This is a genomic window from Arthrobacter sp. MYb221, from assembly GCF_002979835.1.
In the GTDB taxonomy this organism is placed as follows: domain Bacteria; phylum Actinomycetota; class Actinomycetes; order Actinomycetales; family Micrococcaceae; genus Glutamicibacter.
In genome coordinates this window covers 348215-362748 of the sequence record NZ_PCPW01000003.1, presented here as the reverse complement: position 1 = coordinate 362748, position 14534 = coordinate 348215, and the positions used below count along the sequence as shown (strand labels likewise).

Genomic DNA, 14534 nt, shown 5'->3' with positions numbered 1-14534 from the left:
ATGCCATTTTTTCTCATAGCACTGGCAATCCTGGCCGTGGGCGGCGTGGCGTTGCTGATTTCAAGCCAACGGAAATCGGTTCCGGCCGGCCGGCATTTCGAATCCACGAGCGAGCCAATTGTGGGGCTCGTGGAGCATGAAGCGTCGTTGCCGCCTGTGTTGTTGCCGGAGCATCCGCGCGCCAACGATATTGACTCCGTGAAGTTCTCGCTGGGGCTGCGCGGCTACCGCTGCGATCAAGTAGACGACACCCTTGATGTGCTGGCTGCCGAGATCACCCGACTGGAAAATACAGTTCGTGACATGGAGTCCCGGCGTGTGATTAGCGACACGACGCAAAATTAGCAATAATAGAAGATAAGTGTCCCTTATCAGCGACGAATCATCGCAGAAGGTGGACTTAGACATTGGGTTGTGCGCAAGGCAAAAAATGTTGCGCGCGTTAGCCACGGACGAAGGGAACAGCTCATATGGCTGCGATGAAGCCACGTACCGGCGACGGGCCGATGGAAGTCACCAAAGAGGGTCGAAGCCTGATTTTGAGACTGCCAATCGACGGCGGAGGTCGTCTGGTGGTGGAGCTGAACAGTGCGGAAGCAACTGAACTGCGTAACTGTCTAGTTGGGGTCACCGAATAATTCTTTAGCAAACCGAGGGCCGGCAAGATGCCGGCCCTCGGTTTTTCTACCCGCCGAACGCGCTGCTAGCGCGCTTTAGGTGCGGACAGCACCGTGGCGACGAACAATCCCTGCTCGCTGGGGAAAAGGTGAGTCTGCAGCTTCGGGTCCTCGCGCAGCAGGCGCAGCGCATCGCGGGTGGCGACGGTGGAGGCGCGGCGTACCGCGGGACGCGCGAGGCGGTGTTCATCGAATGCGTTATTCAGCACGATCACTCCGCCCGGACCCACCAGGCGCTTGGCCTCGGCCACGTAGTCCAGCAGCAGTTCCGCGCTGGCATCGATGAGCACCAGGTCATAGGCGTGGTCGGCCAAGCGGGAGAGCACGCTTTCGGCGCGCTCGTTGATGATGCGCACGCGCGCCGAGAGGATTCCGGCTTCGCGCAGGCCCTGGCGCATGGCGTTGGCATGCTCCAGATCCGATTCGATGGCCGTCAGCGTCCCCGTGGCGCCCATGGCTTCGAGCATCGCCATGGAGGCGACACCCACTCCGGAGCCGATCTCGACGATGCTGTGCGGGGCGCGCAGGGTGCAGAGCAAGGCGAGCATCGAGCGCCCGGCCGGATCGATGCATCGAACACCAAGATCCGCGGCCCGCTCGCGTGCGGCAAGCACATGATCGCGCTCGGGCAGCTGGTTTTGGCTGAAGCCCCAGCTGGCGAGGAGTTCTGGATTCATCGAAGGCATGAGTGTGAGGTCCTTGGGGTTGTCTGTCGGGTGGTCCGGAGACCATCGTACCTACCGAGTTGGGCCGATCTTGGACGAACTGCTGGCAGGTGCGCAGGCGATTCTTAGCTTCAGCTCAGCTTTCCGGGTCACAATTGAAGAGTGAACACTGCAAGTAGCCAGCTAATTGCCCCCGTGGACGGCCCCGAAACCGAGACCCCCTCATGGGACTCCATGGTGCACGACCATGGCGAACGGGTCTTCCGTTTGGCGTACCGTCTGACCGGTAACCGCCAGGATGCCGAGGACCTGTCGCAGGAAGCCTTCGTGCGGGCGTTCAACGCGTTGGAGAAGTACACGCCCGGCACCATGGGCGGATGGCTGCACCGCATCACCACCAACCTGTTCCTCGACCAGGCGCGGCGCAAGTCCAAAATCCGTTTTGACCGTTTTGCCGAGGGCGCCGAGGACCGCTTCCCGAGCAACGCGGTCACCCCCGAGCGGGACTTCGAATTCAACAATCTGGACGTCGATGTGGCCAAGGCGCTCAAGGCGCTCGCCCCCGACTTCAGGGCGGCGATCGTCTTGTGCGATATGGAGGGTTTCTCCTATGAGGAAGTCTCGCAGATCCTGAATGTGAAGCTGGGCACCGTGCGGTCGCGCATCCACCGTGGGCGCGCCATGCTGCGCGACGCGTTGGCGCACCGCAACCCGGCCAACCGCGCCCCGTTGACCGTGAGCCTGCCGCGCATCCCGTTGGGGCTGCGCACCGCCAAGCAGGGCTGACGCATAAGTCATCCGCCGTGGCGCGGTGACTTCGACCATTCGAAGCCGACAAGGTAATCTTTCATACGTGGAGTTAATTGGAATCAATGGCGGAGAATTCATCATTCTCGCCATCCTCGCAGTGGTGATCTTGGGTCCCGAGAAGCTTCCGGAGTACGCCAAAAAACTGGCTAACCTGGTCAAGGAACTACGCCGCATGGCCAATGGCGCCAAGGAGCAGCTGCGTGAAGAGGTCGGCGACGAGGTCGCAGACATGGACTGGCGCAAGCTGGACCCGCGGCAGTACGATCCGCGGCGGATCATCAAGGAAGCGCTCGTCGATGAATTCGACGAGGCGGTGAACGCGGCCAAGGCGCCGCCGCACCCCGCGCAGGCCCCGGTGCGAACGGCCGTTGAGACCGCCAAGCAGCAACCGCTGGCGGCCGACGAGCTGGCCCCCTTTGACACGGAAGCCACCTAGAACCTCTAGAAGGACATTGGCAGCGATCGCCCGGCAAGCCCGCGCGGCCGCTGCCCTAATTTCTGCGCCAGCTGGCGCAGGGAACCTGCCACCGGCGACTCCGGGGCGCCCAGCACCACCGGGACCCCTCGATCCGAGCCCACCCGCACCGCCTCTTCCAGCGGCAGCTGGGCGAGCAGCTCCACCGGATATCCGAGCTGTTCGCTGAGCGATTCGCTCAGCCGCAGCCCGCCGCCGGTTCCGAAGATCTCCATCTTGCCGCCGTCGGGCAGGCTCAGGTAGCTCATATTCTCCACCACGCCGATGACCTGCTGCTTGGTTTGCAAGGCAATGGTTCCGGCGCGTTCGGCCACCGCTGTCGCGGTGGACTGCGGGGTGGTGATCACCAGCAGTTCGCTATTGGGCAGCAGCTGCGAAACCGAGATCGCCATATCCCCGGTGCCCGGGGGCAGGTCCAGCAGCAGCACGTCCAGGTCCCCGAAGTACACGTCGGTCAAGAACTGTTCCAGCGCGCGGTGCAGCATCGGCCCGCGCCAGATCACCGGCTGGTTCGAGTCCAGGAACATGCCGATGGAAATGACCTTCACCCCGTGGGCCACCGGGGGCAGGATCATCTCGTCCACACGGGTCGGTTTCCCGGTGATGCCCATCAGCGCCGGGATCGAGAAGCCGTGCACGTCGGCATCGATCAGTCCGACCTTCAGCCCGTCCGCGGCCATGGCGGCCGCCAGATTCGCGGTGATCGAGGACTTGCCCACCCCGCCCTTGCCGCTGGCCACCGCGATCACCCGGGTCAGCGAATCCGGGTCGGAGAATACCGTGCGCTTGGCTTGCAGCTTCGCGCGCAGCTCGGCGCGCTGGACCGGGTCCATCACATCCAGCACGACGTTCACCGCCGCCACCTCGGGCAGCGCGCCCACCGCCTTGGCCACGTCGGCCTCGATGGTCGAACGCATCGGGCAGCCGGCGATGGTCAGCAGGATGCGCACCTGCGCGGTGCCCTCGACCAGTTCGGCGGAAGCCACCATGCCCAGCTCGGTGATGGGGCGGCGCAGCTCCGGGTCGATTACGGATTCAAGGGCGCGGTGCAGGTCCGCGGATTGGGTCACTTGGGGTTTGCCTTCCGATGCTGGGAGCGGTTGGAATCAACCGTGTCGATTAATCCGGTGGACGGATTGCTGTGCTTGTTCTTGCGCTTGGCGCGCAGATGCAGGTCTTCGCCGTCGGTGGTTTCGAGCAGTTCTTCGAGCACATTGCGCAGTTCGGAACGCACATAGTCGCGGGTGGCGACATCGCGCATGGCCAGGCGCAGGGAGGCGAGCTCCCGGGTGAGGTATTCGGTGTCGTAGAGATTGCGCTCGGCGCGGTTGCGGTCCTCCGTGAGCGAGACGCGGTCGCGGTCATCCTGGCGGTTCTGCGCGAGCAGCAGCAGCGGGGCCGCATAGGAGGCCTGCAAGGAGAGCATCAGGGTCAGCGCGGTGAAGCCGATGGCCGCGTCATCGAAGCGCCAGGCGGCCGGGGCGACGGTATTCCAGACGAGCCAGAAGGCGCAGAAGATCGTCATGTAGAACAGGAACTGCGGGGTGCCCATGAAGCGGGCGAATTTCTCCGTCGCCGAACCGAAGAGGTCCGGATCGGGGGAGAATTTCGGCCAGAACCGGCTGCGTGCCGAAAGGGGAGTATCCAGCCCGTTGCTCTTGCGCTGTTCGGCCATCCGGTGAACTCCTTTGCTGCTGATCGAGAATGCTGAAGCTTGCCGGCCTAATCCGCCGAGCGCCAGTCATCGGGAAGAATGTGGTCCAGGACGTCGTCGACGGTGATGGCGCCGACGAGCCGCCCCTCGTTGTTGACCACGCCCACCGAGGTGAGGTTATAGGTGGCCAGATGGCGGACCACGTCGGTGATGCTCGACAGGTCCGACATCGGTTCAAGTTCCTTGTCAAGAATATCGCCCAGCGGCTCCGGGGGAGCGGCGCGCAACAGCGCCTGGATGTGAACTTGGCCCAGGTAGCGGCCGGTGGGGGTCTCCAGCGGCGGGCGCACCACATAGACCGTGGAGGCCAGCGCCGGGCTGATCTCTTCGAAGCGGACCGAAGCCAGCGCCTCGGCCACCGTGGATTCCGGGGTGAGGATCACCGGCACCGGGGTCATCACCGAACCGGCGGTGCCTTCGGGATAGGCCAGCAGGCGGCGGACGTCCTCGGCCTCCTCCTCGTTCATCAGCTCCAGCAGCTGGTGCTTGGTCTCCTCTTCCACCTCGGCGAGCAGGTCGGCCGCGTCGTCCGGGTCCATCTCCTCGAGCACATCCGCGGCGCGCTCCAGGCTGAGCGCGGAGAGGATTTCGACCTGTTCGCGGTCCGGCAGCTCCTGCAAGACGTCGGCCAGCCGGTCATCTTGCAGATGCGCAGCGACTTCCAGCCGGCGTTTGCCGGTCATCTCATGCAGCGCGTCGGCGAAGTCGGCGGCCTTCATCTCATCGTGGGTGGCCACGAAATTATCCGCGGACTGCGGTTCGCTCTGCGCCCCCTGGCGGATCTCCTCCCAGGAGACCAGCACCTTGTTGCGGCGGCGGGTGCGCAGGCCCAGCAGCGTGCTGGTGGTTTCCAGACGCTGGACGAAGTACTCGTTGATCTCCCAGTCCCCGCGCCGGGTCTGGGTCAGGCCCACGTCCTCGATCAAACCGCGCCCGGAGGCATCGAGGAAGGTGACCGTGCGGTCGAACATTTCGGCGACGACGAGCATTTCCTGCCCGCGCTGCTGGAAGCGGCGCATGTTGACCAGTCCGGAGCAGATGACCTGGGTGGATTCCATCGACTGGATCCGGGTCATCGGCACGAAGACGCGGCGTTTGCCCGGAACTTCGACGACCACGCCGACACAGGCCGGGGCCCGCTGCGGGCCGCGCGAAACGACGACGACGTCGCGTAGCCGGCCCAGGCGATCGCCCAAGGGGTCGAAGACGTCCAGCCCGAGGAGCCGGGCGACAAAGATTTTAGAAACGTGTGCGCTCACCGTTCTAGCCTAGCGTGCAAAGGGGCCGTTGGCGGTGTGCTGGGCCACGAAGCGGCACAGGATTCTTTCACCCTCAGCGATAGTGGGTGTACAACTGGGCCCACTCACAGTATTAGCGTGCACAATATAGGTATGACCTCGCCGCATGGAGTAAATTCAATCAGCCCCAACGGTTTGCCCCGTGGCGAACTGCTTGGGCGCTACACCAGCTATCTGGATGCCCAGAAACTGGTCGACTATCTTGCAGATAACAACTTCCCGGTCTCCGCCGTGAGCATCGTGGGCAATGACGTGCGCACCGTGGAACGGGTGACCGCGAAGCTTTCCTACCCGAAGGTGGCGCTGTCCGGCGCGGCCCAGGGCGGCATGATGGGCCTCTTCGTGGGCCTGCTGCTCTCGCTCTTCGGCGGCAGCGGAACCGGCCTGTACCAGATCCTCTCGGCCATCGGGCTGGGCATGGCGATCTGGATGATCGCCGGAGTCGTTTCCTACTCGATGCGCCGGGGCAAGCGCGACTTCGCCTCCTCGAGCAAGTTTGTGGCGACCAGCTTCGACGTGGTCGTGGACTTCGAGCATTCGCAGACCGCCCGGCAGCTGGCCGCCCAGCTGCCGATGCGTCCGCAGCCGGCACCGGGCACCGCGCCGGCAGCGCAGCCGGTACAGCCGCCCACTGCCCCGGTGGCGCAGCCAGTACAGCCGCCCGCAGCGACGCAGGCTCCGGCAGCTCCGGCAACGGAAGCAGCGCCCGCACCGACCAGCCAATTCGGCGACCTGCCAGATGGCCGCCCGCGCTATGGTGTGCGCGTGGACGAGCCGAAGCCCGCGGCGCCGGCGCAGCCCGAGGCGCAGGATGTGGCGCAGGCCGAGCCGACGGTGAAGCAGGATGCGGTGCAGCCGCCCTCCGGCGAAGCCGCCCCGGATGCGGCGGACCAGCCGCGGGCCGAAGCCAAGGAATCCGACAAAGAGACCAAGCAGCAGTAACCGAAGCGCAGCAAACCCGCCACGAAGTCTTCCGCACCGAGCGGAGCAGCGTGGCGGGTTTTTGCTTGCCCGCTGGTGCGCGAGAGGCAGCTGGCGAAGCCAAAAGCCAGGGGCAGCCGGGCTTCCGAGGTGGAAACCGGCTGCCCCTGGCAACTGTGCAATGACCGCTGGCGGACTAGCCGCGCAGCTTTGCCATCCACGCCTCGACCTCGTCGGGCTTGCGCGGCAGGGCAGCGGAGAGGTTCACCGCACCATCGGCGGTGACCAGGATGTCGTCCTCGATGCGCACGCCCAGCCCGCGGTACTCTTCCGGGATGGCCAGGTCCTCATTCTTGAAGTACAGGCCCGGTTCGATGGTGAACACCATGCCCTCGACGAGTTCCGCGTCCAGGTAGAGATCCGCACGGGCCTGGGCGCAATCATGCACATCCAGGCCCAGGTGGTGGCTGGTGCCATGCGGCATCCAGCGGCGGTGGTGCTGGCCTTCGGGGGACAGCGCCTCCTCCAGGGAGACCGGGAGCAGCCCCCAATCCTGCAGGCGTTCGGCGAGCACGGTGGTGGCGATGAGGTGCAGGTCGCGGAACTTCAGCCCCGGGCGGACCGCGGCGTAGGTTGCATCGGCGGCGTCGAGCACGGCCTGGTAGACCTTGCGCTGCAGCTCGGTGTACTTCCCGGAGACCGGCAGGGAGCGGGTGATGTCCGCGGTGTAGAGCGACTCGGCTTCCACTCCGGCGTCCAACAGCAGCACCTCGCCCTCGTTGACCTCGCCGGTGTTGCGGATCCAGTGCAGGATCGTGGCGTTGTTGCCCGAGGCGGCGATGGTGTCATAACCCAGTTCGTTGCCCTCGAGGCGGGCGCGGGCGAAGAAGGTGCCCTCCACGATGCGTTCCCCGCGCTGGTGGGCAATGGCGGCATCCAGGTTGCGCACGACGTCTTCGAAGCCTGCGATGGTGGCATCCACAGACTTCTGCAGTTCGGCCAGTTCGTACTCGTCCTTGACCAGGCGCAGCTCGGAGACGAACTCGGCGAGCTCGTTATCCAGCGCATCGCTGGCCTCCAGATCCTGTCCGGTGTTGATCCGCGAGGTATCGACCAGCGCCTCGACGTTCAGGTCGATCTCGCGCATCAGGCGGATGCGGATCCCGCCCAGGGCCTGCGGTCCCGAGTTCTTGGTCAGCGCATTTTCCAGCAGATCCAGCGACTGCGTGGAGATGCCGGTGCGGGCGGACATGGTGCTCAGCGTGGGACGCGGGCCCACCCAGAATTCTCCGGCGCGCGAGTCGAGGTAGAAGTCCGAGCTGTCACGGCCCGCCATCGGCGCGAAGTACAAGGTGGCCGCGTGGTTGCCGCCCTGGTCCCCGGCCCCGTCGTCGGTTGGCTCCAGCACCAGGACCGCATCGGGTTCGTGGTCCACGCCCAAACCGGTCAGGTGCGCGAAGGCCGAATGCGGGCGGAAACGGTAGTCCGTATCATTCGAGCGGACCTTTGCCGGGCCGGCCGGAATGACCAGGCGTTCGCCCGGGTAGTGCGCGGAGAGGGCCGCACGGCGGGTGGCTGCAAAGCTTGCGGCAGGATCTGCTGCGGGAAGCTGGGAGGTGTCCGGCGCCCAAGAGGAAGCCATGAACTTCTTGAATGCTTCCGAGGTGGGACGCTGGGAACGGTTGTTGACGCGATCTTCGAGCGGCTGGTCGTTGCCCGAAGGCGAAGAAACTTGATTGGTCATACTACTTAGTGTGTCACCGATTCGGGTATCCGGGCAAAGTAGCAGTAGGCCAGCTAATCTAGGGATATGCGAATTGACCTGCACACCCATTCAAATGTTTCGGATGGGACGCAACCGCCTGCCGAACTGATCGCGGCCGCGCAGCACGCCGGATTGGATGTGGTGGCGCTGACCGATCACGATCAGACCGCCGGGTGGGGCCAGGCGCGGCAGGCCGCGGCGAAACTTGGTGTGGGTTTTGTCCCCGGGATGGAAATCACCTGCCAGGACCATCAGGGAATCAGCGTGCACCTGCTGTGCTATCTGCAGGACCCCGGCTATCAGCCGTTGCTCGATGAATTGGATCTTTCGCGCAACTCCCGGGTCATCCGCGCCCAGCGCATCGTGGATCGGCTCGCCGAAGATTTTCCGATCAGCTGGGATTTGGTCTCCGAGCATTGCCAGCCGGGCGCCACGGTGGGACGCCCGCACATCGCCGACGCGTTGATCACCGCGGGGGTGGTGGAAAGCCGCAATGAGGCCTTCGCCAATATCCTCTCGGCGCGCTCGCGCTACTACGTGGGGCACCCGGCCATCGACCCGCGCGACGCGGTGCGCCTGGTCCTGGAAGCCGGGGGAGTGCCGGTCTTCGCGCACCCTGCGGCCGCCTTGCGCGGACGGGTCGTGCCCGAAGCGACCTTCCACGAGATGATCGATGTGGGACTGGCCGGGGTGGAGATCCACCACCGGGACAACAGCGCGGAAGGCAAGCGCTTCCTGGCCCGGCTGGCCAAGCAATACGACCTGATCGTGACCGGTTCTTCCGATTACCATGGGGCCGGAAAACTGAACCGGCTCGGTGAGAATCTCACCGAGCCGGACATGCTGGATCGAATTATTGCGGCGGGAACCGGAGCTCAGGCCTCTTTGTAGGCGGTGGTTTCCGGCAAGCGGGAACGCATCACCTCGATGGCCTCGGCGTTCTGGTCGATCAGCACGAAGCGCCGATTCAACTTCGCGGCTACCGCACCGGTGGTCCCGGAGCCGGCGAAGAAATCCAGCACCCAGTCGCCTTCGCGCGATGAGGCGGCGATGATCCGACGCAGGATCCCTTCGGGCTTCTGCGTCGGGTAGCCGGTCTTCTCCTTGCCGGTCGGAGAGACGATGGTATGCCACCAGACATCGGTGGGCAGTTTGCCCAGGGCACGCTTCTCCGGAGTCACCAGACCGGGAGCCATATACGGTTCGCGGTCCACCTCGGCCGAATCGAAGTGGTACTTCTTCGGGTCCTTCACGTATACCAAGATGGTGTCGTGCTTCGCCGGCCAGCGGCTTTTGGCGCGGGCACCGTAGTCGTAGGCCCAGATCAATTCGTTCAGGAAGTTCTCGCGCCCGAAAATCTGGTCCAGCAGCACCTTGACGTAGTGCACCTCGCGGTAGTCCAGATGCACATAGAGCGTGCCGTCTTCGGCAAGCAACCGGTGGGCTTCGTGCAACCGGGGCTCGATGAAGCTGAGGTAGTCATCGAAGCTGTCGTGATAGGAGCGCGCGGCCCCCAGCTCGGTGTTGTAGGAAAGACCCTTGAAGCCCACCCGATCGCCTTCGCCCTCGGCGGCCCGCACCATGGTGCGTTGCGCCCGGGTTTGCTTCCGGCCGGTGTTAAACGGCGGGTCGACATAGATCAGCGTGAAACTCCCGTCGGGCAGTTCCGACAAAGCCTTCACATTGTCACCGTGCAGTACGGTATTTTCCTGCGCCGGAGCGCCCGCGGTGAGTGCGGGCGCTCCGGTTTCGGGCAGGGTGGAATCCTCTGGTTGAGCGAGCACCGTTGGTACTGAATCCTTTCGGAAGAAGAATGAAAACGGAGAACTAATTAGTCCTGCGTTCCACCTTCGGTGCTGCGGGTGCGGCGGCGGGGCCGGCGGCGCGCACGCGATTCCTGCTCGGAGTCGGTGCCGGCAGCTGGCTGTTCCTCGTGCTGGTGGGTTTGGCGGTGGCGTTCGCCCTCGCGCGCCGGGCGGTCCTGCTTGCCCTTGGAATGCCCGTGGCGGCTGGCGCCCTGATCGCCGGACTGTTCGCCTTCGACGGTGCGGGTACGGCTGCGGCCACCGGTGCTGCGCCGGCGCGGGGTGCGCTCGGTGCGCTCGGCTTGGTCGCGGCGCGGGGAACCGTCGCCCTCGGCCGGGGCGGTCTTCTTTGCACGCTGCAAGCGGCCCTTGGTGCCCTTGGGGATGTCCAGGTCGGCGAAGAAGTGCGGGGAGGAGGAGTAGGTTTCGACTGGCTCGGGCACATTCAGGCCCAGCGCCTTGTTGATCAGCGACCAGCGAGGCACCGAATCCCAGTCCACGAAGGTCACCGCGATGCCGGTGTTGCCGGCGCGGCCGGTGCGGCCCACGCGGTGCAGGTAGGTCTTCTCGTCATCCGGGCACTGCAGGTTCACCACGTGGGTGACGTCGTCCACGTCGATGCCGCGGGCCGCGACGTCGGTGGCGACCAGGATCTCGACCTTCCCGGCGCGGAAGGCCTTCAGCGACTGCTCGCGGGCCCCCTGGCCGAGGTCCCCGTGCAGGGCGCCGGCGTTGAATCCACGGTCGATCAGTTCGTCGGTGAGCTTGGCCGCCGAACGCTTGGTCTGGGTGAAGATGATGGTCTTGCCGCGGCCCTCGGCCTGCAGCAGGCGGGCCACCATCTCGTCCTTGTCCAGGTTGTGCGCGCGGTAGACCAGCTGGCGGATGTTGCGCTTGGTCAGCGAATCGTCGTCGCCCGGGTCGGTGGCGCGAATGTGGGTCGGGCGGGACATGTAGCGGCGGGCCATGGTGATCACGGCGCCCGGCATGGTCGCCGAGAACAGCATCGCCTGGCGCAGCGGCGGCAGGGCGGCCAGGATGCGCTCCACGTCGGGCAGGAAGCCCAGATCCAGCATTTCGTCGGCCTCATCGAGGACCACGGTCTTGATCTGCTTCAGGTTCAGCACGCGCTGGCGGTTCAGGTCGATCAGGCGTCCCGGGGTGCCGACGATCACGTCGGTGCCGGCCTTGAGCGCGTTGATCTGCTCCTCGTACGGGCGGCCGCCGTAGATGGTGGTGATCGAGATATTCGAGTGCTTCGAAGCCTGCGCCAGGTCGGCGCCGACCTGAATGGCCAGCTCGCGGGTCGGAGCCACGATCAGCGCCTGCGGGGCGCCGGGGAATTCGAGCTTCTCGTAGCCCTTGTCGCCCTCGCGGATGACGCGCTGCAGCGCGGGGATGCCGAAGCCCAGGGTCTTGCCGGTACCGGTCTTCGCCTGGCCGATGATGTCGTTGCCACCGAGCGCCACCGGAAGGGTGAGCGACTGGATGGGGAATGGGTACTCAATACCTGCTTCGAGCAGCGAAGCGACGATGTCTTCGCGGACCTTGAGCTCGGCGAAGGTCTGCTTGGGAACCTCTACGTCGGCGGTATCAATTGGCTCGGGGAGTTCGACCTGTTCGGTCGATAGCGTCGTGTCGGTCACGATGTGTGTGTTCTCGTTTCATTTGTGGCACCGGAACTGGTGCTGCCAGCCCTGAGCTTCCAGGGGGCCGGCACCTGCCGGTGCGGGTCCAGCGGAGCCGATCGCGTCATACACGTCAACCGCCGCACGGGCGGATGTCGCAATGGTGACCGCTGGGAAGTCACCACGAAACTGTTCTCTTCGTTCAGCACGGTGCGACCGGGCATCCTAAATAGTGATAGCCCAAGCATAGCCTCTCCGCGCCGGATTCCCGTCGGCCGGGGGCGCTAGCCAACGATGTCGAACATGATCTTGCGTGTGGCGGGGTCCGCCGAACGCAGCGTGACGGTGACCAGCGTGCCTGGTGCCGCGCTTCCGGTGAACTGCCCGGTGATCGGTTCGGTGACCAATTGCAGGTTTCCGGGGCGGTCCTTGGCCTCGGTCGAGGCGGGATCGCCATTGTGCGCTCCGGTGGCCTCGCGCAACACGATGGCCTCAAACCTCTCGCCGACCCGGTGCTGCAGGACGTAGGCCTCGATCAGGTTGATGGCCGCCCGGGAGATCTGATTCGCCGAAATTGAACTTTCCCGCATCAGCCCCGGCAACTGCTCCAGCGCTTCGCGCAACTCGTCCGGGATGGGCTTGGCATTGGCTTGCAGGAAGCAGCACAGCAGCACGAAGCGGTCCACCAGGCGGCGCAACGGTGCGGTGGTGTGCGCATAGGGGGCGGCCAGCGCCGCCTGCTCCATCTCGTCTTCGTTTTGCCCGTTGATCACGTCATAGTCTGCGCCGCGGAACAGCGAGGCGGCCCGATGCATGATGACCAGCTGCCGCGGATCATTCACGTCTAGGGTGCGCAGATACTGGCCGTAGTTAAGCTGTCCATCCCAGGGGTGTCCCAGCAGCTTGGTCTGCTCCTTGAATTCTGCCAGGTCCTTCTCATCCGGGGCCGGCATGGTGCGCAGAATTCCGGTGCCGTGATCGAGCATGATCCGGGCGGCGGCCATGCCGGTGAGCAGGGAAATCTGCGCGTTATAGTCTTCCAGCGGCAAGGGCTGGCGGCTGACCAGTTTGTAGCCGCCATTGTCGGGCTCGACCTCTTGATCCGGAAGGTTCAGCGAGGCGCCGCCGCGCAGGCGTTCCTGCTCGATGCGCACCGCGCCGATTTGTGCCAGCAGCTCCAGCTGCTCCCCGCCGTGGCCGGAGTCCAGCTTCGCTTGCGCGGAGGCGTAGTCCAGCATTTCCCGGGATTTGATCGTGGTGCGGCGCAGCTGCACGTCGGTGATGGCCCCCGCGGAATCCAGCGTGATAAGCCACAGGAATACCGGGCGGACCGCGCCGGGCAGCAAGGAACCGGCATCTTCTGAAATCAGCGGCGGGTGAAGGTTGATCTTGCGTTGCGGCAGATAGTAGGTCTGTCCGCGTTCCCTGGTGACCTCATCGAGTTTTGAGTTCAAGGCGACGAATGTGGGAACGTCGGCGATCGCATAGTGCACCAGGTAGCCGTCGTCTTTTCGTTCCAGGTACATGGCCTGGTCGAGATCCGTGGCACCCTCGGGGTCGATCGTGAAAAACGGCAGCGCGGTGTCGTCGTGTTCCGGTGCCCGCAAGTTATCGACTGCCTCCTGGGCAGCTTTGAGGGTTTGCTCGTCGAAGGGCGCGGGGACCCCCAATTCGCTTTCCAAGGCGAGCAGCAGCTCGTCCAGATTCGCTGCGGCATGTTTGCGGGGGCTGTGGATTCGTGGATTGGTCACACACCTAGGATTATCACAGAAGAGTGATTCAAACCACGATTAACGCAGCGTGGCCGCCCCCAAATGCCGGGGGCGGCCACGCTAGCGCAGGAAAGTTTGCCTTACTGGGCGAAGCCCACGCGGCGGGCCTCTTCGGGACCAACCTCAACATAGGCGATACCGGCCGCTGGGACCAGCACTTCGCGGCCCTTGGGATCCTTCAGCGATAGCATCGTACCCTCGGAGATCGCCTTGGATAACAGCTCGTTCACTTCGGCGTTGCTCAGCTCGGACTCGAGCACGACTTCGCGGGCTACATTCTGAATGCCAATCCGGATTTCCATGATTGTCAATGATCCTCTCGAAAGAATTACGAGTCCCGTCAGGGGCCTCTGAAACAAATCTAGCTAGTTTTCCTTCGGGAACCGTGAAATTCCGCGCCAAGCTAAACGCGAGATCAGGTCGACTGCGGTTTCCTGGTCCACCGGCTCGCCGCTGGTGGCCCAATATCGTGCCGAAACCTGGGACAGGCCGGCCAAGGCGCGCCCCACAAGCAACCCTTCGTCCTCGTCGAGGTCGGTATCTTTGACAACAACCTTCGAAATCGAAGTTGCCAGCGCATTGTTGAATTCTTCAATGCGTGCGGCGACCAGCGGATCGGAGAGCACATCCGACTCGAAGATCAGCCGATAGGCCTGCGACTCACGTTTGATGTACTGGTAATAGGTGTTGATCGTTTCGAAGACGCGTTGGCGGTTTTCGTTTGTCGAGGAGATTGCGTCATCCAGCAGCTTGGTGAAATCGGCCAGATGCGAATCGAGCAAGGCCAGATAAAGTTCTCGCTTGCCGGGGAAATGCTGGTAGAGCACCGGTTTGGAGACGAGTGCAACCTCGGCGATCTCGTCCATCGAAGCCCCGTGGTAGCCGTGGGCTACGAATACCTGGTGGGCTGCCTGCAGCAGCTGGCGGCGGCGCGCTTCGCGAGGCATCCGCTGGGTGCGTGGATTCTTGATTTCCCCGAGTTCCGCCATGATGTAGACCTTTCA

The 14534-nt window shown here is 64.4% G+C and carries 16 protein-coding genes; 6 read left to right on the top strand and 10 right to left on the bottom strand.

Features of this window, described 5'->3' with window-relative positions; translation table 11 throughout:
* Positions 1 to 345: a DivIVA domain-containing protein gene (locus CQ015_RS06150; protein WP_105649584.1), complete on the top strand. Its 345-nt coding sequence runs from the start codon at positions 1 to 3 to the stop codon at positions 343 to 345.
* A 125-nt stretch (positions 346 to 470) separates the two neighbouring features.
* Positions 471 to 638, top strand: coding sequence for a DUF3117 domain-containing protein (locus CQ015_RS06145; protein WP_096284556.1), 168 nt, complete (start codon positions 471 to 473; stop codon positions 636 to 638).
* Positions 639 to 703: 65 nt separating this feature from the next.
* Here CQ015_RS06145 and CQ015_RS06140 read toward each other — a convergent pair whose 3' ends face one another.
* Positions 704 to 1363, bottom strand: coding sequence for an O-methyltransferase (locus CQ015_RS06140; protein WP_105553016.1), 660 nt, complete (start codon positions 1361 to 1363; stop codon positions 704 to 706).
* A 141-nt stretch (positions 1364 to 1504) separates the two neighbouring features.
* On the opposite strand from CQ015_RS06140, the gene sigE reads away from it, so the two are divergent.
* On the top strand, positions 1505 to 2128 hold the full coding sequence (gene sigE, locus CQ015_RS06135) for an RNA polymerase sigma factor SigE (protein ID WP_255248371.1): 624 nt from the start codon (positions 1505 to 1507) through the stop codon (positions 2126 to 2128).
* Between the two features lie 67 nt (positions 2129 to 2195).
* Positions 2196 to 2588, top strand: a complete 393-nt coding sequence (locus CQ015_RS06130; protein WP_096284562.1) for a sec-independent translocase — start codon at positions 2196 to 2198, stop codon at positions 2586 to 2588.
* Positions 2589 to 2593: 5 nt separating this feature from the next.
* On the opposite strand, the gene CQ015_RS06125 is transcribed toward CQ015_RS06130, so the two are convergent.
* The 3 genes from CQ015_RS06125 to CQ015_RS06115 are packed head-to-tail and all read right to left on the bottom strand — an operon-like array spanning position 2594 to position 5600.
* Positions 2594 to 3697 (bottom strand): Mrp/NBP35 family ATP-binding protein, encoded by a 1104-nt coding sequence (locus CQ015_RS06125; protein WP_105649583.1) that lies wholly within the window; start codon positions 3695 to 3697, stop codon positions 2594 to 2596.
* Positions 3694 to 4302, bottom strand: coding sequence for a DUF1003 domain-containing protein (locus tag CQ015_RS06120; RefSeq protein ID WP_096284564.1), 609 nt, complete (start codon positions 4300 to 4302; stop codon positions 3694 to 3696). Before CQ015_RS06120 ends, CQ015_RS06125 begins: the two co-directional genes overlap by 4 nt.
* Before the next feature lie 47 nt (positions 4303 to 4349).
* The gene (locus CQ015_RS06115; protein ID WP_096284566.1) at positions 4350 to 5600 is read right to left on the bottom strand and encodes a magnesium transporter MgtE N-terminal domain-containing protein; all 1251 of its coding nucleotides are present in this window, start codon (positions 5598 to 5600) and stop codon (positions 4350 to 4352) included.
* A gap of 132 nt (positions 5601 to 5732) precedes the next feature.
* Here CQ015_RS06115 and CQ015_RS06110 point away from each other — a divergent pair, with 132 nt between their 5' ends.
* On the top strand, positions 5733 to 6581 hold the full coding sequence (locus tag CQ015_RS06110) for a general stress protein (RefSeq protein WP_181150361.1): 849 nt from the start codon (positions 5733 to 5735) through the stop codon (positions 6579 to 6581).
* Between the two features lie 175 nt (positions 6582 to 6756).
* On the opposite strand, the gene CQ015_RS06105 is transcribed toward CQ015_RS06110, so the two are convergent.
* Entirely contained in the window at positions 6757 to 8304 is a 1548-nt protein-coding gene (locus tag CQ015_RS06105; RefSeq protein WP_105553013.1) for an aminopeptidase P family protein, read from the bottom strand.
* A gap of 66 nt (positions 8305 to 8370) precedes the next feature.
* Between CQ015_RS06105 and CQ015_RS06100 the strand changes: the two genes are divergently transcribed.
* Positions 8371 to 9216 (top strand): PHP domain-containing protein, encoded by an 846-nt coding sequence (locus CQ015_RS06100; RefSeq protein ID WP_096284570.1) that lies wholly within the window; start codon positions 8371 to 8373, stop codon positions 9214 to 9216.
* Here CQ015_RS06100 and CQ015_RS06095 read toward each other — a convergent pair.
* From CQ015_RS06095 to CQ015_RS06075, 5 genes are all read right to left on the bottom strand, one after another.
* On the bottom strand, positions 9201 to 10082 hold the full coding sequence (locus tag CQ015_RS06095; protein WP_096284652.1) for a site-specific DNA-methyltransferase: 882 nt from the start codon (positions 10080 to 10082) through the stop codon (positions 9201 to 9203). The genes CQ015_RS06100 and CQ015_RS06095 overlap by 16 nt on opposite strands.
* 74 nt (positions 10083 to 10156) lie before the next feature.
* Entirely contained in the window at positions 10157 to 11776 is a 1620-nt protein-coding gene (locus CQ015_RS06090) for a DEAD/DEAH box helicase (RefSeq protein ID WP_105553012.1), read from the bottom strand.
* A gap of 266 nt (positions 11777 to 12042) precedes the next feature.
* Positions 12043 to 13509, bottom strand: a complete 1467-nt coding sequence (locus tag CQ015_RS06085; protein WP_105553011.1) for an RNB domain-containing ribonuclease — start codon at positions 13507 to 13509, stop codon at positions 12043 to 12045.
* Between the two features lie 101 nt (positions 13510 to 13610).
* Positions 13611 to 13832 carry a DUF3107 domain-containing protein gene (locus CQ015_RS06080; protein WP_096284576.1) on the bottom strand — a complete coding sequence of 74 codons (222 nt, stop codon included), beginning with the start codon at positions 13830 to 13832 and terminating at the stop codon, positions 13611 to 13613.
* Between the two features lie 63 nt (positions 13833 to 13895).
* Complete coding sequence (locus CQ015_RS06075) at positions 13896 to 14519, bottom strand: TetR/AcrR family transcriptional regulator (RefSeq protein ID WP_096284578.1); 624 nt, start codon at positions 14517 to 14519, stop codon at positions 13896 to 13898.
* Between the last annotated feature and the right edge of the window lie 15 nt (positions 14520 to 14534).

Coding starts and splice junctions, on each gene's coding strand:
- CQ015_RS06110 (WP_181150361.1), top strand. CDS start 5,733: ATGACCTCGCCGCATGGAGTAAATTCAATCAGCCCCAACGGTTTGCCC.
- CQ015_RS06075 (WP_096284578.1), bottom strand. CDS start 14,519: ATGGCGGAACTCGGGGAAATCAAGAATCCACGCACCCAGCGGATGCCT.
- CQ015_RS06080 (WP_096284576.1), bottom strand. CDS start 13,832: ATGGAAATCCGGATTGGCATTCAGAATGTAGCCCGCGAAGTCGTGCTC.
- CQ015_RS06120 (WP_096284564.1), bottom strand. CDS start 4,302: ATGGCCGAACAGCGCAAGAGCAACGGGCTGGATACTCCCCTTTCGGCA.
- CQ015_RS06100 (WP_096284570.1), top strand. CDS start 8,371: ATGCGAATTGACCTGCACACCCATTCAAATGTTTCGGATGGGACGCAA.
- CQ015_RS06145 (WP_096284556.1), top strand. CDS start 471: ATGGCTGCGATGAAGCCACGTACCGGCGACGGGCCGATGGAAGTCACC.
- CQ015_RS06140 (WP_105553016.1), bottom strand. CDS start 1,363: ATGCCTTCGATGAATCCAGAACTCCTCGCCAGCTGGGGCTTCAGCCAA.
- CQ015_RS06105 (WP_105553013.1), bottom strand. CDS start 8,304: ATGACCAATCAAGTTTCTTCGCCTTCGGGCAACGACCAGCCGCTCGAA.
- CQ015_RS06150 (WP_105649584.1), top strand. CDS start 1: ATGCCATTTTTTCTCATAGCACTGGCAATCCTGGCCGTGGGCGGCGTG.